Source organism: Pseudoxanthomonas indica, from assembly GCF_900167565.1.
Taxonomy (GTDB): Bacteria; Pseudomonadota; Gammaproteobacteria; order Xanthomonadales; family Xanthomonadaceae; genus Pseudoxanthomonas_A; species Pseudoxanthomonas_A indica.
On sequence record NZ_FUZV01000001.1, the window covers coordinates 2,127,533 to 2,147,471 of the forward strand.

The 19,939-nt window shown below is 65.6% G+C and carries 17 protein-coding genes and 1 pseudogene; 14 read left to right on the forward strand and 4 right to left on the reverse strand.

Going from position 1 to position 19,939, the window contains the following annotated elements; translation table 11 throughout:
* Nucleotides 1-55: 55 nt before the first annotated feature.
* Together B5X78_RS09775 and B5X78_RS09780 are read left to right on the forward strand one after the other, a co-directional pair.
* Complete coding sequence (locus tag B5X78_RS09775; protein ID WP_079724206.1) at nt 56-1,255, forward strand: MFS transporter; 1,200 nt, start codon at nt 56-58, stop codon at nt 1,253-1,255.
* Nucleotides 1,256-1,290: 35 nt separating this feature from the next.
* Nucleotides 1,291-2,208, forward strand: coding sequence for an AEC family transporter (locus B5X78_RS09780; RefSeq protein ID WP_079724207.1), 918 nt, complete (start codon nt 1,291-1,293; stop codon nt 2,206-2,208).
* Between the two features lie 39 nt (nt 2,209-2,247).
* Here the strand turns inward: B5X78_RS09780 and B5X78_RS09785 are convergent, their stop codons facing one another.
* The gene (locus B5X78_RS09785; RefSeq protein WP_079724208.1) at nt 2,248-3,726 is read right to left on the reverse strand and encodes an AAA family ATPase; all 1,479 of its coding nucleotides are present in this window, start codon (nt 3,724-3,726) and stop codon (nt 2,248-2,250) included.
* A 171-nt stretch (nt 3,727-3,897) separates the two neighbouring features.
* On the opposite strand from B5X78_RS09785, the gene B5X78_RS09790 reads away from it, so the two are divergent.
* From B5X78_RS09790 to B5X78_RS09805, 4 genes are read left to right on the forward strand one after another with little or no spacing between them, the layout of a single operon-like run.
* The gene (locus B5X78_RS09790; RefSeq protein WP_079724209.1) at nt 3,898-4,530 is read left to right on the forward strand and encodes a ParA family protein; all 633 of its coding nucleotides are present in this window, start codon (nt 3,898-3,900) and stop codon (nt 4,528-4,530) included.
* A gap of 18 nt (nt 4,531-4,548) precedes the next feature.
* Nucleotides 4,549-5,025 (forward strand): SixA phosphatase family protein, encoded by a 477-nt coding sequence (locus B5X78_RS09795; protein WP_079724210.1) that lies wholly within the window; start codon nt 4,549-4,551, stop codon nt 5,023-5,025.
* On the forward strand, nt 5,022-5,603 hold the full coding sequence (locus tag B5X78_RS09800; protein WP_079724211.1) for a YceI family protein: 582 nt from the start codon (nt 5,022-5,024) through the stop codon (nt 5,601-5,603). Before B5X78_RS09795 ends, B5X78_RS09800 begins: the two co-directional genes overlap by 4 nt.
* Nucleotides 5,600-7,615, forward strand: coding sequence for a phospholipase D family protein (locus tag B5X78_RS09805; protein WP_425478702.1), 2,016 nt, complete (start codon nt 5,600-5,602; stop codon nt 7,613-7,615). Before B5X78_RS09800 ends, B5X78_RS09805 begins: the two co-directional genes overlap by 4 nt.
* A 16-nt stretch (nt 7,616-7,631) precedes the next feature.
* Here the strand turns inward: B5X78_RS09805 and B5X78_RS09810 are convergent, their stop codons facing one another.
* On the reverse strand, nt 7,632-8,057 hold the full coding sequence (locus tag B5X78_RS09810; protein WP_079724213.1) for a hotdog fold thioesterase: 426 nt from the start codon (nt 8,055-8,057) through the stop codon (nt 7,632-7,634).
* An 85-nt stretch (nt 8,058-8,142) separates the two neighbouring features.
* Between B5X78_RS09810 and B5X78_RS09815 the strand changes: the two genes are divergently transcribed.
* The 7 genes and pseudogenes from B5X78_RS09815 to B5X78_RS09840 all read left to right on the forward strand — a co-directional run bounded on the left by B5X78_RS09815 (nt 8,143) and on the right by B5X78_RS09840 (nt 16,366).
* The gene (locus B5X78_RS09815) at nt 8,143-8,934 is read left to right on the forward strand and encodes a lysophospholipid acyltransferase family protein (RefSeq protein WP_079724214.1); all 792 of its coding nucleotides are present in this window, start codon (nt 8,143-8,145) and stop codon (nt 8,932-8,934) included.
* 58 nt (nt 8,935-8,992) lie between these two features.
* Nucleotides 8,993-11,218 carry a M1 family metallopeptidase gene (locus B5X78_RS09820; protein ID WP_229730899.1) on the forward strand — a complete coding sequence of 742 codons (2,226 nt, stop codon included), beginning with the start codon at nt 8,993-8,995 and terminating at the stop codon, nt 11,216-11,218.
* Complete coding sequence (locus B5X78_RS09825; RefSeq protein WP_079724216.1) at nt 11,215-12,180, forward strand: hypothetical protein; 966 nt, start codon at nt 11,215-11,217, stop codon at nt 12,178-12,180. The genes B5X78_RS09820 and B5X78_RS09825 overlap by 4 nt, the downstream gene beginning before the upstream one ends.
* Before the next feature lie 131 nt (nt 12,181-12,311).
* Nucleotides 12,312-13,310 (forward strand): YheT family hydrolase, encoded by a 999-nt coding sequence (locus B5X78_RS09830; protein WP_079724217.1) that lies wholly within the window; start codon nt 12,312-12,314, stop codon nt 13,308-13,310.
* 80 nt (nt 13,311-13,390) lie between these two features.
* On the forward strand, nt 13,391-13,996 hold the full coding sequence (locus B5X78_RS09835) for a YbhB/YbcL family Raf kinase inhibitor-like protein (protein WP_079724218.1): 606 nt from the start codon (nt 13,391-13,393) through the stop codon (nt 13,994-13,996).
* 570 nt (nt 13,997-14,566) lie between these two features.
* Nucleotides 14,567-14,647 (forward strand): annotated as a pseudogene (locus tag B5X78_RS18900) (hypothetical protein); the annotation flags it as partial.
* A 42-nt stretch (nt 14,648-14,689) separates the two neighbouring features.
* Nucleotides 14,690-16,366, forward strand: coding sequence for a hypothetical protein (locus B5X78_RS09840; protein ID WP_229730901.1), 1,677 nt, complete (start codon nt 14,690-14,692; stop codon nt 16,364-16,366).
* Nucleotides 16,367-16,450: 84 nt separating this feature from the next.
* Here B5X78_RS09840 and B5X78_RS09845 read toward each other — a convergent pair whose 3' ends face one another.
* Both B5X78_RS09845 and B5X78_RS09850 read right to left on the reverse strand, forming a co-directional pair.
* Nucleotides 16,451-17,281, reverse strand: a complete 831-nt coding sequence (locus tag B5X78_RS09845; RefSeq protein WP_079724220.1) for an META and DUF4377 domain-containing protein — start codon at nt 17,279-17,281, stop codon at nt 16,451-16,453.
* A gap of 73 nt (nt 17,282-17,354) precedes the next feature.
* Entirely contained in the window at nt 17,355-18,149 is a 795-nt protein-coding gene (locus tag B5X78_RS09850) for an undecaprenyl-diphosphate phosphatase (protein WP_079724221.1), read from the reverse strand.
* 211 nt (nt 18,150-18,360) lie between these two features.
* Between B5X78_RS09850 and glnA the strand changes: the two genes are divergently transcribed.
* Complete coding sequence (gene glnA / locus B5X78_RS09855; RefSeq protein ID WP_079724222.1) at nt 18,361-19,770, forward strand: type I glutamate--ammonia ligase; 1,410 nt, start codon at nt 18,361-18,363, stop codon at nt 19,768-19,770.
* The last annotated feature ends 169 nt before the right edge of the window (nt 19,771-19,939 follow it).

Genomic DNA, 19,939 nt, shown 5'->3' on the forward strand with positions numbered 1-19,939 from the left:
CCGTTGTTTCCGCCCCGGGCCCCGGCCCTTTCGGGGCGTTCCCCCAGGAACTTCAATGCGACTTCCCCTCCTTGCGCTTGCCGTGAGCGCATTTGCCATTGGCACCACCGAGTTCGTGGTGATGGGCCTGCTGCCGCAGATGGCCAGCGACCTGGGCGTCTCGATTCCATCGGCCGGCATGCTTGTCTCCGGCTATGCACTGGGCGTGGTGCTGGGCGGGCCGCTGCTGGCCATGGCCACCGCGCGCCTGCCGCGCAAGACGGTGTTGCTGGTGTTGATGGGTGTGTTCGTGCTGGGCAACCTGCTGTGCGCGTTGGCGCCCAACTATGAGTGGCTGATGGTGGCGCGGGTGATCGCCGCGCTCGCGCATGGCTCGTTCTTCGGCGCCGGCGCGGTGGTGGCCGGGCATGTCGCGGCGCCCGGCAAACGCGCTCAAGCGATCGCCTTGATGTTCACCGGCCTGACCGTGGCCAACATTTTGGGCGTGCCGGCGGGCACCTGGCTGGGCCAGGCGCTGGGCTGGCGCGCGACGTTCTGGGCGGTGGTGGTGCTGGGGGTGCTGGCCTTGCTGGCGCTGGCCCGCGGCGTGCCGCGCCTGCACGATCTGAGCCCGCCGCGACTGGGCCGCGAACTGCGCGTGCTACGCGAACCGCAGGTGTTGCTGGCGCTGGGCATGACCGTGTTCGGCTTTGGCGGCGTGTTTGCGGTGTTCACCTTCATCGTGCCGCTGCTGACCGACTACGCCGGCCTGTCGCCGCATTCGGTCGGCTCTGTGCTGGTGCTGTTCGGCCTGGGCGCGACCGTGGGCACCCTGCTCGGTGGCAAGCTGGCCGACTGGAAGCTGATGCCGGCGCTGATGATCGCGCTGGCCGCGCTGTCGTTGTTCTTCCTGCTGTTCGCGGCCGGCATGCACCACACCGGCGTGGCGGTGGCAGGCGTGTTCCTGATCGGCCTCATCGGTTTTGTCGGCGGTCCCGGCCTGCAGGCGCGCTCGGTGCAGTCTGCGCGCGAGGCGCCCTTGCTGGCGTCCACCCTCAATCAAAGCGCGTTCAACCTGGGCAATGCCGGCGGTGCATGGATTGGCGCCAGCCTGCTCGCGCAGGGCGCGGCCTATCCGGTGCTGGGCGTGGCGGCGGCGATCATCACCGCGGTCGGCCTGGGCCTGACGGTGATCAGCATGCAGATGGAGCGTGGCGCGCGCCACAGCGCGTTGGCCTGCGACAGCGCCGCCTGCGACGCGACCAGCAAGGTCTGATGGGCAAGCCGGCCCGCGCGCACTAGTCTGTCGTCATGGCTTTCGACGCCTTCGCCCTGATCCTGACGATGCTCGCCCTCGGCGTGCTGTTCGCACGCCTGCGGGTGCTGCCCGACAACGCGGCCCAGGTGTTGAACCAGGTCGTGCTGTACGTCTGCCTGCCGGCCGCAGTGCTCACCTACGTGCCGCGCCTGCACATGGATGCCAGTCTGCTGGGGCTGGCGGCCACGCCCTGGTTGCTGGCGGTGGCCACCGTGGCCCTGGTCAGCTTGGCCAGCCGCTGGATGAAGTTCCGCCGCGACGAACACGCCGTGCTGCTGATCTGCGTGGGCCTGTGCAACAGCAGCTTCGTCGGCTACCCCATGGTGCGCGCGCTGCTGGGCGAACATGCATTGCCCTACGCAGTGGTCTACGACCAGTTCGGCACCTTCGTCCTGCTGTCCACCTACGGGCTGTACGTGCTGGCCAAATACGGCGGTGATGAACCGCCGACGATCAAGGTCATCGCCGGGCGCATCGTGCGCTTCCCGCCGATCTGGGCGCTGGTGATCGGTTTGACCGTGATGCCGGAGACCCCGCCCGAGTGGATTGGCGCGGCGCTGCTCAAACTTTCCGACGCGCTGCTGCCGCTGGTGATGCTGGCGGTGGGCCTGTCGATCAAGTTGCGCCTGCCGCGCGACGAGATCCGACCGCTCGGCACCGGCCTGCTGCTCAAGCTGGTGGTGATGCCGGCACTGGCCCTGCCGCTGTCCTGGGCCTTCGGCATGGACGGTGCGATGTTGCAGGCCAACGTGCTGGAGTCGGCCATGCCGACCATGATCACCGCCGGCGCCCTGGCCATTGCCCATGGCCTGGCGCCGCGCCTGGCCGCGGCCTTGATTGGCTACGGCATCCTGTTCTGCCTGATCACCTTGCCGGCCTGGAGCTGGCTGCTCAAGCACATCGCCGCGTGATCAGCCCGCCCATGGGGGCGGTGCACCGACGCCGGCGAGTCAGTCCGCCGGCACGGTCCGATCGCTGGCCCAGTCGCGCAATGCCCTGACCTGCTCGGCCATGATCACCGAGAGCGGTCGGGTACCGCGGATCTCCTGCATCACCAGCCCGGTATCCAGCGGCTTCTGCTCGCCATGCGCGGTGTAGAGCGCGGCCACGATCGCCTGTTCGATTTCCGCGCCGGAGAATCCCTCGCTGGCCGCCGCCAGCGCCGGCAGCTGGAAGTCATCGGGCTTCAGGCCGCGGCGGGCCAGGTGCACATGGAAAATATCCACCCGCGTATCGGCGTCCGGCAAGTCGACGAAGAAGATTTCGTCGAAGCGTCCCTTGCGCAGCAGCTCGGCCGGCAATTCCTGCACCTGGTTGGCGGTGGCCACCAGGAATACCGACGAGGTGCGCTCGGCCATCCAGGTCAGCACGTAACCCAGCACCCGACGCGAGGTGCCGCCGTCTTCGCCGCCGCTGGCGATGCCCTTCTCGATCTCGTCGATCCACAGCACGCACGGCGCCAGCTGCTCGGCCGAAGCCAGCGCCGCGCGCAGGTTCTTCTCGGTCTCGCCGTGGTACTTGTCGTACAGGGTGCCGAAGTCCATGCGTAACAGCGGCACGCCGAAGCCACCGGCGATGGCCTTGGCCAGCATCGACTTGCCGCAGCCCTGCACGCCCAGCAGCAGCACGCCCTTGGGCGGCTCCAGGCCCGCCGGCAGATCGCCGGCAAACGCTGCCCGCCGCTGCTCGATCCAGCGCTTGAGCCGGCGCGCACCGGCCACGTCGGCAAAGCGCGCGGTGTCGTATTCGTAGTGCAGGTGGCCGCTGCGGTTGAGCATCTCGAACTTGAGCCGGTTCAGCTGCGGCAGGTCCTCGGCATTGAGCGCGCCGTCGGCGTGGATCAGCTGGCGACCGATGCGCTGCGCATCGGACAGGCTCAGGCCCTGCAGGTTGCGCACGATCTGCTTGACCGCATCGCCATCGGTTTCAACCCGCCGGCCATTGTTTTCGCGGGCGTAGGATTCGGCTTCCTCGCGCAGCATCCGGGTCAGCGCGGTCGCATCGGGCAGGCGGGGACTGAAGCGCACCGCCGCCGATTCCAGCTCGGGCGGCAATTCAATCCGGTGTCCCACCAGCACGATCACATGCGGCAGGCAGTGGCGCCGCTGGATCAGATCGCGCAAGGCGCGCTGGCTGCCGGCGTAGCCCAGGTAGGGATGGAAATCCAGCAGCACATAGACCCCGCGCTGGGTGGCCTGGCGGATGGCCTGCAGGGCGGCGCTGGCGTCGGGCGCCCCCTCCGGGGCATCTTCCCGGTCCATGTCGAAGCGGCGCAGGCCCTCGGTCGCGGACCAGCGGAACAGGGCCCGCCAGACCCGCGACAGCGACTGGCGGAACAAATCGATGACGCGTGCCTCGTCCTGCGTTTCAATCACGATCAACGGGGTATTGGCCCGGATCAATGCGGTCAGGTCCTGCAGTTCGTTCATGGGCAACCGGTCCTTGGAAGCGCCAAGATAGCAAAGCAAGGCAGCGTTCCCGAGCGTCCACGGCAGCCGGGCGTGGGGCCGGAGAGCACAGGCCCGAGGACGGCCGGCCCGTTCGCCCCAAGCTCACGGGTCCGGTGTAACCTGCGGCTTCCCGGTCAAAGAGGTGAGCGCATGAAGACGATTCTGGTCGCCAGCTCCAAGGGTGGCGCGGGCAAGAGCACCATCGCGACGAATCTGGCGGCAGCCTTTGCTCTGGATGGCAAACGCACCGTACTGGTGGATGCCGACCCGCAGGGATCGTCCACGCGCTGGGCCGAACGCCGCGCCGAACTGGAAACCGCGGTGCTGCCCATCGATGGCGCACGCAAGCGCAACTGGCGCGCGCTGGTCCCCGACGATGCGGATCGGGTGGTGATCGACGGCGCCGCCGGCGCCATGGCCGGCGATCTGGAGTCGTACCTGGAAGCCGCCGATGCCGTGGTAGTGCCGGTGTTGCCCTCGGCCATGGACATCGACGCCACCGTCGGCTTTCTCAACACGCTGGCCAAGATTCCGCGCGTGCACAAGCGCAAGTTGCCGGTGGGCCTGGTGGTCAACCGCACCAAACCCTGGACCAACGCCTCGCAACAGGCGGTGGAGATGCTGTCCAGCTGGCCGTACCCGGTGGTGGCGCAGTTGCGCGATACCCAGGCCTATGTGGTGCTGGCCGGGTTGGGCCGCAGTTTGTTCGACTACCGTTCGGCCCAGGTCCGCGATCATCAGTCCGACTGGGAACCGCTACTAAAATGGATCAAGAAAGCCTAATCAGGGAGCCAGGCCAACATGCGTGAACTGATCCTGCTGCGCCACGCGCATGCCGAGCCGGGTAACGCCGGCCTTACCGATTTCGATCGCCCGCTGTCGCCGCAAGGCCTGGCCGAAGCCGAGGCCGCTGGCCGCTGGCTGGCCGAGCATGGCCTGGTGCCGGATCGGGTGCTGTGTTCGCCGGCGCGCCGCTCGCGCGAAACCCTGGAAGCCGTGCTGGCCGCCATCGGTTACGTGGAGCAGCGCCTGGAAGACGACATCTATGAAGCCACGCCGGGCACCTTGATTGATCTGGCCGATCGCCACCGCGAGGTGGAGCGGCTGATGATGGTTGGCCACAACCCCGGCTTTGAACGCATGGCCGCCCTGCTGCACAGCGGCCAGTCCGGTGACTTCCGCGGCATGCCGCCGGCCAGCGTGGCCGTGCTGAGCCTGCCGGCCGAGGCGGCGCTGGAACCGGGCATCGCCAGCCTCACCCAATTCTGGTGGCCATGATTCCAGGCATCAGTCGTTGCTGCCTCGGCGCGCTGGCGCTGGGGCTGTTGTGGGCGGTGCCGGCCTGGGCCGGCGGTGATGCGATCCTGGACCCGGCGCACACCCGCCTGGGCTTCGAATTGCGCACGCGCTGGGGCCAGCGCCTGGAAGGCGTTTTCCCCCGTTACGAGGGTCATGTACGGGTGCTGCCGGATGGCCAGCACCAGGTGCAGCTGCGCATGTTCACCCGCGACGTGGAGATCGTCGGCTATCCGCGCTATACCGAATGGGCGCGTGGCTCGCACTTCTTCGAATCCGATCGCTACCCGGTGGTGACCTTCATCTCGCGCCCGTATTCGCCGCAATTGCTGCGCAGCGGCGGTGAGCTGGATGGGGATCTGTCGATCCGCGGCATCAGCCGGCCGCGCAGCCTGACCGTGCAAGCCACCACCTGCGCGCGCCCGGCGGTGGATTGCGATGTGGTGGCGACCGGCACCGTGCGCCGCAGCGACTACGACATGGACGACTGGAAGCTGGCCATCAATGACCGCGTGGTGTTCCTGCTGCGCGCGCGTGTGCAGGATGGGGCCCGGCAGTGATCGCGCTCTGGACCCGACGGGCCGCGCGTTGCGTGGCGCTCCTGCTTGCGCTGTCTTCCACCGCCTGCGTCAGCCTGAGCGATGCGCAGCGCGAGCGAGCGGCGCAGATCGCCACCCAGGCGCGTTCGCAGGTCATTGATTGCCAGACGCCCGACGCCTGCGCCCAGCCATCGCCGCTGCATGATCTGGGCGAGCGCGCGCTGGCCGATTCCACACCCGCCGAGCCCAGGCACTTCGCGCTGATCCTGGATCGCGGCGAGGACTCGCTGCTGGCGCGGCTGAACCTGCTGCGCAGTGCGCGCTCCAGCATCGACCTGCAGACCTACATCTTCGACAAGGACGACAGTGCCCGCTTCATCATGGATGAGCTGCTGCTGGCGGCGCGCCGGGGCGTGCGGGTGCGGCTGCTGATCGACCAGCTCTCGGCGATTGCCGACCTGCGCATCCTCGGCGCCCTGTCGGGTGCACACCGCAACCTGGAAGTGCGCATCTACAACCCCAGCTTCGGCAAGGCCAAGCTGAACTACTTCGATTACGCCGGCAGCGTCATCTGCTGCTTCCGCCGCTTCAACCAGCGCATGCACACCAAGCTGCTGCTGGTCGATCAGGCGGTGGGGATCACCGGTGGGCGCAATTACCAGGACGACTATTACGACTGGGACGCCGAATACAACTTCCGCGATCGCGACGTGCTGGTGGCCGGCCCGGTGGCGCAGACCATGGCCAGCAATTTCGAAGCCTTTTGGAATGCCCAGCGCAGCGTGCCGGTCGAGCGCCTGAACGATGTCGGCACCACCTTGCTGCAAGGCGGTGTGCCAACGATGCCGCCGGCGCATTTCCTGCGCCCGCAACGGGTGGAAGCGATGTCGCGCGACGCCAGCGACCCGGTGCTGATCCAGCAACGCCTGGTCGATGCGGCGCTGGTGGTGAGCGATGTGAAGTACGTGGCGGACCTGCCGCAGAAACACCGCCGCGAGCACGGTCCCGATGCGGCGCCCTCGGCGCCGCAACTGGAATCGCTGATCAGCACTGCCCAGCACGAGGTGTTGCTGCAGACCCCGTATCTGGTGATGTCCGACGAGGCGCAGGACATGTTCCGCGGCATGCACGAGCGCGCGGACGCACCCAAGGTGATTGTCTCCACCAACAGCCTGGCGGCGACCGACAATCCGATCGTCTACTCGATGTCGTTCAAGTACAAACGCCGCTATCTGCGCGAGTTCGGCTTCGAGATCCACGAGTACAAGCCGTTCCCCGAAGACGCGCCGGTGGATTACGCCACCCTGATGCCAGAAGGTCCTCCGATGGATCCGCCACCGGGTGCGGTGGAGTCGGGCAAACCGATCGGCCCGTCGGGTTCGCTGGGCCCGTCGTCCGGTTCGTCGCGCGCCAGCGCTTCGGGCGGCGGCGATGACAAGGGCAAGGGCAAGGACAGCGACACCGCAGGCGAGACCACCCGCAAGATGCAGCGCACCGAGTCGCGTCCTTCGTTCTTCAGCAGCGGCGCCGGCAGCTCGCCGGTGCCGTTGAAGCGCGCCGGCGTGCGCATGGGCCTGCATGCCAAGTCGATGGTCATCGATGGGCGCATCGGCGTGATCGGCACGCACAACTTCGATCCGCGGTCGGAGAAGTACAACACCGAAAGCGTGGTGATCATCCACGACCAGGCCTTCGCACAGGCGCTGGCCAGCAGCATCCGCCGCGACATGAGCGCCGAGAATTCCTGGACCATCGCGCGCCGGCAGAAGTCGCCGCTGTTCTCGGGCCTGGACTACAGCCTGGGCAAGGTCTCCGAATCGCTGCCGTTGTTCGACCTGTGGCCGTGGCGTTACGCCACCACCTACGAGTTCATGCCGGGGCCCGACTGCCCGGCGCCGCTACAGCGCACCGACCCCGCTTTCATGAAGTGTTACCGCGACGTCGGTGATTTTCCCGAGGTCAACATCGGACCCAAGTGGCTGTATACGCGCATGTTGACGGCGTTCGGCGCGGGACTGGTGCCGATTCTCTGATCGGCACGGACCCGCGTCAGCGCGCCACCGGCACCACCGCCAGGGTGATGCGCGAGACGCAGACCAGCTTGCCTTGCTCGTTCTCGATGCGGATCTCCCACACCTGCGTAGTCCGTCCCACGTGCAAGGCACGGGCGGTGCCGGTGACCACGCCCTCACGCACGGCGCGCAGGTGGTTGGCGTTGATCTCCACGCCCACCACCATCTCCTTGCCGGTGTCCACGGTCAGGTTGCCGGCCATGCTGCCCAGCGTTTCGGCCAGCGCCACCGAAGCGCCGCCATGCAGAATGCCGAACGGCTGGTGGGTGCGCGCATCCACCGGCATGGTCCCGCGCAGCCAGTCATCGCCGACCTCGGTCAGCTCGATGCCCAGGTGCGCGACCAGGCTGTTGCGCGCTTGCGCGTTGATGGCGGCCAGATCGATGGGTTGGCGAAAAGCCATGTCGGTGCTTCGCTGACAGGAAGATACTCAAGTGTACGGCGTCACGACGCTTCTCGGCCCTGCTCCCTTCCGGTATCGTGACAGCATGAGCCCGACCCCCATTCATGCCGCCGGACGCGGCGGTGTGGCGCGTGTGTTTCGCTATGTGTACCGCGTGCCGATGCTGCTGATCCATGTCCTGGTCCTGCTGCCGCTGACCCTGCTGTCGATGGTCCCGCTGTGGGCCAGCATCGACGTGGGCGGCGAGCCGTTCGAGCATCGCGTGGTACGGGCATGGTCGGCCGGGCTGATGTGGATCTTCGGCTTTGCCCTGCATCGCGAAGGCACGCCGCTGCCCGGCGCGACCTTGTTCGTGGCCAACCATGTCAGCTGGGTCGACATCCAGATGCTGCACAGCCAACGGATGATGGGCTTCGTGGCCAAGCGCGAAATCCGCGGCTGGCCGGTGGTGGGTTGGCTGGCCGAGCGTGGCCAGACCATCTTCCACCAGCGTGGCAGCCAGGAGTCGCTGGGCGGCGTGCTGCACGAGATGCTGGCCCGCCTGCGCGCTGGCCATTCGGTAGGCGTATTCCCGGAAGGGCGCACCCGCGACGGGCATGCCGTCGGGCCTTTCCACGCGCGCATCTTCCTGGCCGCGGTCGAAGCCGAAGTCCCCGTGCAACCGGTCGCCTTGCGCTACGGCGAGCATGCCAGCGCGCAGCCGGTGGTGGCGTTCGGGCCGCGGGAAAACTTTGCCGCCAATTTCCTTCGCCTGCTGGGTGAACCCGGGCGCACGGCGGCGATCTGCTTTCTAGAACCGATCCGCGTCACCGACGTGGAAGGTCGGCGCCGCATCGCCGATCTGGCGCGCGAGCGCATCGTCGCGGCGATGCGCTAAAGTCCCCGGCGGGGAGACGGGCGCTACGCCGGTCTTGAATGCCAACTTGGGGGACAACATGCGAGCAGTAAGCTGGGCGAAACATTCCGCCCTGGCGCTATGTGGTCTGGCGACGGTCACGGTGGCGGCGGCGTTGGTGCCGACGCCCTCGCCGTCCGCCGCCGCCGTCACCGCGCCTGCCACGACCACAGCGGTCGCTGATATTCCGTTTGCCGCGGCCGACGCCGCTGCGGTCAGCGTGCCCAGCGCCGCCGATGCCTGGGGCGGCCCGCGCAGCGACGATGCGCCCACCTTGTCCGACCGTGTGGTGTCCTACACCATCAAGGCCAGCCTGGATCCGGACAAGCACCGCCTGAAGGGACAGCAGCAGCTGACCTGGCGCAATCGCAGCGCGCAGCCGGTGCGATCGGTCTACCTGCATCTGTACCTCAACGCGTTCCGCAACGAAGGTAGCACCTTCTTCAGCGAGCAGCGCAACTTGGGTTTCGACTTCCGCTCCGACGTGCAGATGAAGGACGACGAGTGGGGCTGGATCGACATGACCCGGGTCGAACAGGCCGGGGCAAAGGTCGCGCAGACCTTCGTGCAACCGGACAACGGCCCGTCCACCGACATGACCGTGGTGCGCCTGGATCTGCCGCAGGCGGTGGAGCCGGGGGCCAGCACCACGCTGGACATCGACTTCGACGCGCAGTTGCCGCGGGTGATTGCCCGCACCGGCTACTACGGCAGCTTCCATCTGGTGGGCCAATGGTTCCCCAAGATCGGCGTGCTGGAATTGCCTGGCGAGCGCGGCGCCACCGCGCCGCGCTGGAACGTGCACGAATTCCACCTGCACAGCGAGTTCTACGCCGACTTCGGCAGCTACGACGTCAGCATGGACGTGCCCAGCGATTATCGCGTGGGCGCAACCGGTGAACAGCAGGGCCAGACCGTCACCGCCAATGGCCGCAGCCAGTACCGCTTCGTGCAGCACGACGTGCACGATTTCGCCTGGACTGCGGACAAGCGTTTTGCCGAACCGCTGGTGGGTGACTGGACCGGTCCGGGCAGCCCGCCGGTCAAGATCCGCGTGCTGTATCCGCCCGAGTACCAGGCCAGCGCCGCGCCGGCGCTGAAAGCCACGCAGGATTCGCTGACCTACTTCTCCAACACGCTGGGTCCGTATCCCTACCGCACGGTGACGGTGGTGATCCCGCCGTACAACGCCACCGAAGCCGGCGGCATGGAATATCCGACCTTCTTCACCGCCGACTCCTTCGCCAAGGTGCCGGCGCGTGGCATGAACGAGTTTTTGCTCGACTTCGTCACCATCCACGAGTTTGGACACGGCTACTTCTACGGCATCCTGGCTTCGAACGAGTTCGAAGAGCCCATGCTCGACGAAGGCCTGAACGAGTACTGGGACCAGCGCATGTTGCGCGAGCTGGATCGCGGCTACGTGTTCGCGCCGGAATGGATGCGCAAGCTCGGCATCGCGCCCAAGCTGGGCGACTTCGGCCTGGAACGCATTGGCGCGCAGCTCAACGAGCCCACCGATGGGACCGGCGCCAATTCCTGGGGTCGCTATTCCAGCAGTGCGTATGGCGCGGTGTACTCGCGCACCGCCACCGTCATGCGCGATCTGGAAGCGCAACTGGGCAAGGCGGCGACCGAGAAGGCGTTCAAGGAGTACTACGCCACCTGGAAGTTCCGCCATCCCAGCATCGCCGATCTGCGCGAATCGCTGGCGGTATCGACCGGTCGCCGCGACCTGGTCGAGCGCGCGTTCGCCGAACAGGTCTACGCCACCCGCAAACTGGCCGATCGCATTGACGACCTGAGCAGCAACGAAGTGCTGCCGCTGGCCGGTGTGCGGATGCAGAATGGCAAGCAGGTGACCGTCGGCCAGGAAGCGCTCGACAAGACCATCAGCGCACGCCGCGAAGCCTGGGAGAAAGCCAATCCCAAGGCCAAGCCCGGCAGTGGGCCCTTCCCCTGGCGGACCACGGTGACCGTGCGCCGCGAGGGCGCGGCGGTACCGCAGACGCTGCGGGTGACCTTTGCCGATGGCAGCCACCAGACGGTGAAGTGGGATGACACCGCCGCTTGGAAGCGCTTCGTGTTCGAAGGCAACAGCCGTGCCGTGTCGGCGCAGCTGGATCCGGACAAGCTGCACTACCTCGACGCCAGCAAGCTCGATGACAGCCGCACGCTGGAAGGCGACGGCAGTGCCGCGCGTCGCTGGAGCGCTGATTTCGCCGCCCTTTTCCAGGCCGTGCAGGCCTTCGTGGTGAGCCTATGAATACGACTCGGAACTATGGCTTCTGGCGCGCACTCGGTGGCTCGCTGGTGGGCGCCCTGCATTGGCGCGTGCTGCTGCTGTGGCTGGTTGCGCTGGGGCTGATCGCGCTGGTGGCGGCCTTCCCGGTCTGGCGCGCGCTGGATGGCGCGTTGAGCAACACCGTGGGGGCGGCCGCCTATGCGCAGGCGCTGGATGCCTTTGCCCTGGTCGATCTGAGCCGTGTGTTGGGCAAGGACGCCAGCGTCGGCTTTGGTGTCGTGGTCAGCGGCGTGCTCAGCGTGCTGCTGATGCCCTGGTTGACCGGGGTGATGCTGGCCGGCATCCGCCTGGGCAAGGCCGGTCGCCTGGCCACGATCGCAGGCGAGGGCATGCGCGAATACGGTCGCCAGCTGCGGCTGATGATCTGGTCGTTGCTGCCGCTGGGCATCGCGCTGGGTCTGGGCGCCTGGTGGATGAACATCGCCTCCAGCCATGCCGACGAAGCGATCCTGGCCAGCGTGGCCGAGCGTGGCCAGCGCTGGGCGTTGATCGCCGCAGTGCTCGTGTTCGTGCTGGCGCATGCGGGCATCGAACTGACCCGTGCACGCATCGCGGTGCGTGACGACACGCGATCGGTCATCCGCGCCTGGTGGCGCAGCCTCATGCTGTATCTGCGTCGTCCCTTTGCCGTGCTCGGCCTGTATCTGCTGACCTGCGTAATCGGCTTTGCGGTGGTGCTGGGGCTGGCCTGGCTGCGCACGCGCGTGGCCGGTGTCAATGGTGTGGGCCTGTTGCTGGCCGTGCTTGGCGCGCAGGCCGTGGTGGCTGCGATGGCGTGGACGCGCCTGGCGCGCCTGCGCGCACTGGCCGCAGTGGTGCTGGATGATGCGCAACGCCGGGCTGCGGTGGTCGTGGAAACGACGGTTGTCGCAGTGGAAGAAGTGCGCGTGGTGGAAGCACCGGTCGCCGCGCCCGTGGCCTGAGGCGATCGCGCCCGGACCCGTTCCAAGCTGCCGCCCTCTCCTCGCGAGAGGGCGGCATGCCTTGGGCACGCTGCACAGCGTGTCCAGTTCGCTGGGGGTATAGTCGGCCTGTCCGCTCCCCGTAGCCATCGATGAACGCTGCCGACTATCAGCCGCCCCGCTGGCTGCGCAATCCCCATGTGCAATCCGTGCTGGGCTCCAGCCCGATGCGTCGCCGCCGTGGCGTGCATGCACTGGCGCGCGTGGGCGCCGAGAGCCACGAGGTCATCGTGGACGGTGGCGACGGCATTCGCCTGCAGGGTTTTCATAGCGCCCTGCCCGGTCAACCCACGCGCGGACTGGCGGTGCTGCTGCATGGCTGGGAAGGCAGCGCCGATTCCAGTTACATGCGCCTGACCGCGGCGCAGTTGTTGCTGCGTGGCTTCGAAGTGTTCCGGCTCAACTTTCGCGACCACGGCAGCAGTCATCATCTCAACGAAGATCTGTTCCACTCCAATCGCCTGGACGAAGTGGTGCACGCAGTCGGCGACATCGCGCGCCTGTATCCGGCGCGGCCGATGGTGCTGGCCGGCTACTCGCTGGGCGGCAACTTCGCCCTGCGGGTGGCGCGGCGCGCGGCCGAGGCCGGCTTGCCATTGGCCAAGGTGGCGGCGGTGTGCCCGCTGCTGGATCCGCTCAAGACCATGGAATACATCGAGAACGGCCTGCAGATTTACGACTGGTATTTCCGCCGCAAGTGGCGCAGCTCGCTGATCCGCAAACGCGAGCTGTTCCCGGAGCGGCATGGCTACGACGACCGCGTGCTGGCGCAGGACATGCGCGGAATGATGCGCTGGCTGACTGAACGCCATACCGGCTTCGAGTCCTTGGAGGCCTATTTCAATGGCTACTCGATTGCCGGCGATCGCCTGGCCGGACTGCAGGTGCCGGCGCATATCCTCATGGCGCAGGATGATCCAGTGATCCCGTACGAGGATTTTCCCCATTGGCATTTGCCTGACTGCGCGCAGTTGGAGATTGCGGCCTGGGGCGGGCATTGCGGCTTTATCGAGAACGCGTCGGGCGACGGTTTTGCCGAACGCTGGGTGGCGGATCGGCTGGGCACGGTGCTGGCAACCGCAAGCGTCTAACCGCGGCGGTGCACGTCAGCGTGTGATCAACGCCGCGGGGCGGGTCCGACTTCAAAATGAACTCGAGCAAGGAGTGATGTATGCGTATCTGGAGCAACAGTTTCGAAGACGGCCAGCCGATTCCGGCGGAATTCGCGATGGGGCAGGCCGACGGCTTCGCCGCCAACCGCAACCCGCAGTTGTCCTGGGATGGTATCCCCGAGAGCACGCGCTCTTTCGCGTTGCTATGCATCGATCCGGATGCACCGACGGTGCCGGAAACCGTCGGCCGCGACGATATGGAAATTCCGGAAGATCAGCCGCGCACGGATTTCGTGCATTGGGTGATGATCGATATTCCGCCCGAGGTCTGCGTGATCGAAGCCGGTAGCGTCAGCGATGGCGTCACTGCCAGGGGGAAGCAGAACCCACCCGGGCCAGAAGGATCACGCCAAGGGTTGAATGACTACACCGGCTGGTTTGCCGGCGACGCGCAGATGGGCGGCGACTACTACGGCTACGACGGCCCGTATCCGCCGTTCAACGACCAGCGCGTGCATCGGTACTACTTCCGTTTGTTTGCACTGGACACCGAAAAGATCGAAGTGCCGCAACGATTCACTGCCGCCGATGTGCTGAAGGCGTTGGAATCCCATGTGTTGGGTGAGGCAGCGGTAATGGGGAGGTATTCGCTGAATCGCCGATGATGAGCCTGCCCCGCACTCAGAGGTAACCCAAAAGTTTCAAGAGCAAATGATCGCCCGTCCACCTGGAAGTATCGGCCGAGAAAATTAGGAGCAATCCTATTTTTTCGCCATGCGTTGGCTTGGAGGATCGCTGCGGCTCGCAAAAATTGTGAGCCAGACGCATCACATACCTCCAGCAAATATCGGGCAACTTCAATGGCTACAAAGCACAAAACGCGCGGTCAGAGTTCGACCACGCATTCATACGTCACGCAAAAGCCGCGTCATAGGCAGCGTACCTTGGTATCTGCCGTAATTCTCGGGCTCATGTGCTCGCAGGCCCAGGCTGGTGGTGTGCTGTGCCTAAAGAATGGGGCAGACAGGCAAGACTACGGCGCGAAGGGGTTGGACAATCAGATCGGATGTAATCCCAACTTCGGCGGTGCAACTACCGCGGACGGCAATTGGTCCGCATTGCACACCGATGCGGGCGGCGGCATTGTCGTCAATCAGGACAATGGAATCATCACCTTCCGTCCACCTTCAAGCACGCAGGACCTGACGATGAAGGCTGGCACAGGTGGCGTGTTGATGTCTGGTGTAGGAACGGGCGCAATATCTTCAACGAGCACCGATGCTGTCAATGGCAGTCAGTTGTTCTCTTTGACGAACGGAACCACGGGCATGGTGTTGCAATCAACCGCAGGAGCGAAGTTGACGATCGGCAAGGACACCGACGGCTCTGAAATCGATATGGCGAACAAGACCGGCGCCGCCCGCAAGTTGTCCAGCGTCGCCGACGGCACCGTGGCCAAGGACAGCAAGGACGCCGTCAACGGCGGCCAGCTGCAGGCCACCAACGACAACGTCACCTCGTTGAACACCACGGTCAACAAGCTGAGCACTGATCTGAGCAGCGGCAAGGCCGGCATGGTGCAGCAGGCTTCGGCCGGCCAGAAGCTGACGGTGGGCAAAGACACCGACGGCACCGAAATTGACATGGCTGACAAGACGGGCGCCACGCGCAAGCTGACCAGCGTGACCGATGGCACGCTGTCGGCCACCAGCAAGGACGCCGTCAATGGCAGCCAGCTGTTTACCACCAATACCAACGTCAGCAACCTGAGCACGCAGGTCACTGCGCTCAGCACCAGCATTACGAATGGTGCCGCGGGCCTGGCCAAGCAGGATGGCACGACTAATGTCATCACCCTGGCGGCCGACAAGAAGGGCACCGAAGTGAAACTGGGCGGAACCGACGGTGTCCGCAAGGTCAGCGGCATGGGCAAGGGTGCGGTGAGCGCCACCAGCGATGAAGCCATCAACGGTGCCCAGCTGTACGGCGCCTCCAACAGCATGGCCACTGCGCTGGGCGGCGGTTCCAAGGTCAATGCCGACGGCAGCGTCACCGCTCCGTCATATACCGTGGACGGCAAGACGGTGAACAGCGTGGGTGATGCGGTTACCAATCTGGACTCGCGTACCACCGCCAATACCAACGCCATTACCAATCTGACCACCCAGATCAACAACGGCGAAGTCGGATTGGCCAAGCAGGATGCCGCGACCAAGGACATCAACGTGGCTGCGGACAAGGGCGGGACCAAGGTCAATTTGAAGGGCCAGGACGGCGATCGAACCGTCACCGGTGTGGCCAACGGTGCGGTCAGTGCCACGAGCAAGGAAGCGGTGAATGGCAGCCAGCTCAACGGTCTGGCCACCAGCACGGCAGCGGCGCTGGGCGGTGGTTCCAAGGTCAATGCCGACGGCAGCATCACCGGCCCGACCTACAACATCAACGGCAAGACGGTCACCAACGTGGGTGACGCCATGACCGAAGTCACCAACATTGCGGCAGGTGCAACCGCCAGCGCTGCAGGTGGCGGTGTCAGGCAGGATCCCACTACCGGCAACGTCAGCGTCGGCGGGGGTACGGGTGGCAAGGAAATCAGTGTCGCCGGCACCGACGGTCCGCGTGTGGTGACGGGCGTGGCTGAAGGCAAGGCGAGTACCGATGCAGTCAATGTGGCGCAGCTGACGCGTAGCAATGCGCAGACGCTGTCTTCGGCCAACGCTTATACCGATGCCAAGCTGGCCGATGTCTGGTCGGCGATGAACGAAGTCGACCGCCGCCTGGAAAGCACCGATCGCCGCATCAGCCGCATTGGCGCCATGTCGATGGCGCAAGCCCAGATGATGTCCAATGCCACGGCCGCCAGCATTGGCAATCCGAACGGCGCATGGGCGGTGGGTATCGGCGCTCAGAACGGGCACGAGGCCATGTCGGCGGGTTATGCCGCACCGATTGGCGAGAAGAGCCATATCAGCATCGGTGCTTCGTTCAGTGGTTCGGACAAGGCCATCGGCGTGGGTTTTGGCCGCGGTCTGTAAATAACCTTCGCGGCGGCGAGAGCGATGCCGCGATTGTCCAGGCAAAAGGGCGGGCAACCGCCCTTTTGCTTTTGGCGCCGCCGCTTATTTCGCCATGTTTTCCGTTTCCACTACCATGTCCAGCACATAGGCATTGGAAGATGCATCGGCTGGCACCGGCTTGCGTTCATAGCGGTTCACCCGCAAGACGTTGCGCACGCCGCGTTCGTGGGTATAGCCCTCGATCTCATCGTAGAAATTCTGCCACTCGCCGCTGTCCTGTTTGATGCCAGCGTCGTCGTACTTGATCTCGCGCACTTGCAGGCATTGCTTGTTCGGAATCAGCGGATGGCTGCAGGCTTTGGTTTCGGCGGCGACTTCCAGGAACATGCGTTCGCCCGGCCCGCCAAAGCGGGTTTCGGCCGTGGCCTGGCCCTTGAAGGTCAGCACGTCGCCATTGGCGGCGGTCAACTTCAAGGTGGGTTCCGCGCCTTGCTCCAGGACAAAACCGCTGTTGCCTTCCAGGCGCTTGCCGACTTCCTGATCCAGCGCCATCAGCGTGGCATCGGCGCAGGCCATCATGGTGGCGGCCAGACGACTCACGCGCAGCACCGCACCTTCCAGCGCATAGGCGCCGCTCATGCGGTTGCAGGTGTTGCTGATGCCCAGGCGGCCGTCGCTGAAGTCCAGCGTAATCGGCGCGTCCTCACGCACGAACAGGGCGTCGATGCGCTGGCCGGCGGCGGTCGTGGCTTGCTGAAGTTGCCAATGATGGGCGCCCAGGCTGGCGCTGGCATCCACGCTTGCGGCCGGCGCTGCCGTCGGCGCATCGGCGGCCGGTGGCGCGGGCTCCGGGCTGGCCAACGGGGTGGGTTCGGGGGTCTTGCCGCACGCCATCAGTGCGAGCGGCAAGATCAGATAGGCGAGTCGTTTCATGGAGACCTCCTTGACGGTTCCCCATGCAAACGCAGCCACGCTTAGGAAGGGGTGAAGGCCGCCCCTGCCCCGTTCAGCTGCCCGCCGGCATCAACAGCAACAGCAGCGCGCCAAAGACGATGCGGTAGAGGGCAAAGCCGGTGAAGCGATGCTGCTTGATGTAGCCCAGCAACCACTTCACCACCACGAAGCCGGTGGCTACCGCCGCGGCAAACGCCACGGCCACCGCGCCCCAGTCTTCCGAACCGACCGCGCCGTCTTTCACCAACTCCAGGAAGGCATAGCCGCTGGCGGCAAACATGGTGGGGATGCCGACCAGGAACACGAACTCGGTGGCCGAAAAACGTCGGCTGGTGCCAGCCAGCATGGCCATGAATATCGCCGCGGCGGATCGCGAGGTGCCCGGGAACACCCCGGCCACCACCTGCGCCAGGCCCACCAGCACGGCGACTTTCCAGGTCACCAGCGGTTGATCGCCGCGCTTCTCGGCGAAGTGTTCGGCCACCAGCATCCAGACGCCGCCGATGATCAGCGCCCAGGCGATTGGGGTGACCGAATCAGGCAGCTCCCAGCCCGCCAGCCGCACCGGCAGGCCGACCAGGGCAGTGACCAGGAACGCCACGATCAACTTGAAGGTGTAGTCGCGGTGCTGCGGATTGCGCCAGCCGGTGGCCAGTTCCCAGATGCGCTGCCGGAACACCAGGGTCACCGACAGGATGGCGCCGGCCTGGATCACGATGTTGAAGAAGTCCGAGCGCGCGCCCAGCCAGTGCTGCGCGATGAGCAGGTGGCCGGTGCTGGAGATGGGCAGGAATTCGGTAAGGCCTTCGATGATGCCGAGCAGGAGCGCGGCGAGCAGGTCGGTCATGGCGTCGCAATGGCAGGAGGTGCGGGCAAGCATAGTGCAAAAGCGGTATCGCACCACAATAGTGCAAGGCGGCGGAAAAATGCCCCGATGTAGTGCGCAAGACGCCCCCGATTGAGGCTAAGGTTCAACTAAATCAATGCTTTGTGATTGTTGGAAAGTTGGCACGGCGATTGCTGTAGTACCGCCACGTTCCTACAACCGAGGTTTCAAGATGTCTGCGGACCATGTCGAAAAGCTGATCAAGGACAACAAGGTCGAGTTCGTCGATCTGCGCTTCGCGGACATCCGCGGCGTCGAACACCACGTCACCTTCCCGGCCAACATTGTCGAGCCCTCGCTGTTCGAGGACGGCAAGATGTTCGACGGCAGCTCGATCTCGGGCTGGAAGGGCATCAACGAATCCGACATGGTGCTGTTGCCCGATCCGAGCACGGCCTACCTCGACCCGTTCACCGCCGACCCGACCGTGGTGCTGACCTGCGACGTGCTCGACCCGGCCACCATGCAGGGCTACTCGCGCTGCCCGCGCGGCATCGCCAAGCGCGCCGAAGCCTTCCTCAAGGCCAGCGGCATCGCCGAGCAGGCGTTCTTCGGCCCGGAGCCGGAGTTCTTCATCTTTGATTCCATCCGTTACGCCAACGAGATGGGCCACACCTTCTTCAAGATCGAATCCGAAGAAGCCGCCTGGAACACCGGCACCAAGTACGAAGGCGGCAACAGCGGCTACCGTCCGGGCGTGAAGGGTGGTTACTTCCCGGTCGCCCCGGCCGACACGCTGCACGACATCCGCGCCGAGATGTGCAAGACGCTGGAACAGGTCGGCATCGAAGTCGAAGTGCACCACCACGAAGTGGCCACCGCCGGCCAGTGCGAAATCGGCACCAAGTTCAATTCGCTGGTCAAGAAGGCCGACGAGCTGCTGACGATGAAGTACATCATCAAGAACGTGGCCTTCCGCAACGGCAAGACCGCCACCTTCATGCCCAAGCCGATCGTCGGCGACAACGGCAGCGGCATGCACGTGCACCAGTCGCTGGCCAAGGGCGGCGTCAACCTGTTCACCGGTGACGGCTACGGCGGCCTGTCGCAGATGGCGCTGTGGTACATCGGCGGCATCTTCAAGCACGCCAAGGCGATCAACGCCTTCACCAACTCGGGCACCAACAGCTACAAGCGCCTGGTGCCGGGCTTCGAGGCGCCGGTGATGCTGGCTTACTCGGCGCGCAACCGCTCTGCCTCGTGCCGCATTCCGTGGGTGTCCAACCCGAAGGCGCGCCGCATCGAAATCCGTTTCCCGGATCCCCTGCAGACCGGCTACCTGACCTTCACCGCGCTGATGATGGCCGGCCTGGACGGCATCAAGAACCAGATCGACCCGGGCGCACCGAGCGACAAGGATCTGTACGACCTGCCGCCGGAAGAAGAGAAGAACATCCCGCAGGTCTGCTCCAGCCTGGATCAGGCACTGGAAGCGCTGGACGCCGATCGCGAATTCCTCAAGGCCGGTGGCGTGATGACCGACGACTTCATCGATGGCTACATCGCGTTGAAGATGCAGGAAGTGACCAAGTTCCGCGCGGCCACGCATCCGCTGGAATACCAGCTGTACTACGCCAACTGAGTTCCCGCGGCGATGGCGACGGAATACCCCTCCCACCCGTCGCCATCGCCGCACCTGCTTCCGCAACACACGCAGCACACGCAACACCGGCTGGGGAGCCGGGTGGGCCGCGCTTTCGCTTCACGGAGATCGCAACAACAGCACCACAGGGGAAACCTGGAGAGATCCA

Bases quoted from the DNA above. Each gene is read 5' to 3' on its own strand.
- B5X78_RS09795 (WP_079724210.1), top strand. From the start codon at position 4,549: ATGCGTGAACTGATCCTGCTGCGCCACGCGCATGCCGAGCCGGGTAAC.
- B5X78_RS09800 (WP_079724211.1), top strand. From the start codon at position 5,022: ATGATTCCAGGCATCAGTCGTTGCTGCCTCGGCGCGCTGGCGCTGGGG.
- glnA (WP_079724222.1), top strand. From the start codon at position 18,361: ATGTCTGCGGACCATGTCGAAAAGCTGATCAAGGACAACAAGGTCGAG.
- B5X78_RS09835 (WP_079724218.1), top strand. From the start codon at position 13,391: ATGCGTATCTGGAGCAACAGTTTCGAAGACGGCCAGCCGATTCCGGCG.
- B5X78_RS09850 (WP_079724221.1), bottom strand. From the start codon at position 18,149: ATGACCGACCTGCTCGCCGCGCTCCTGCTCGGCATCATCGAAGGCCTT.
- B5X78_RS09775 (WP_079724206.1), top strand. From the start codon at position 56: ATGCGACTTCCCCTCCTTGCGCTTGCCGTGAGCGCATTTGCCATTGGC.
- B5X78_RS09830 (WP_079724217.1), top strand. From the start codon at position 12,312: ATGAACGCTGCCGACTATCAGCCGCCCCGCTGGCTGCGCAATCCCCAT.
- B5X78_RS09845 (WP_079724220.1), bottom strand. From the start codon at position 17,281: ATGAAACGACTCGCCTATCTGATCTTGCCGCTCGCACTGATGGCGTGC.
- B5X78_RS09780 (WP_079724207.1), top strand. From the start codon at position 1,291: ATGGCTTTCGACGCCTTCGCCCTGATCCTGACGATGCTCGCCCTCGGC.
- B5X78_RS09810 (WP_079724213.1), bottom strand. From the start codon at position 8,057: ATGGCTTTTCGCCAACCCATCGATCTGGCCGCCATCAACGCGCAAGCG.
- B5X78_RS09825 (WP_079724216.1), top strand. From the start codon at position 11,215: ATGAATACGACTCGGAACTATGGCTTCTGGCGCGCACTCGGTGGCTCG.
- B5X78_RS09815 (WP_079724214.1), top strand. From the start codon at position 8,143: ATGAGCCCGACCCCCATTCATGCCGCCGGACGCGGCGGTGTGGCGCGT.
- B5X78_RS09790 (WP_079724209.1), top strand. From the start codon at position 3,898: ATGAAGACGATTCTGGTCGCCAGCTCCAAGGGTGGCGCGGGCAAGAGC.
- B5X78_RS09785 (WP_079724208.1), bottom strand. From the start codon at position 3,726: ATGAACGAACTGCAGGACCTGACCGCATTGATCCGGGCCAATACCCCG.
- B5X78_RS09820 (WP_229730899.1), top strand. From the start codon at position 8,993: ATGCGAGCAGTAAGCTGGGCGAAACATTCCGCCCTGGCGCTATGTGGT.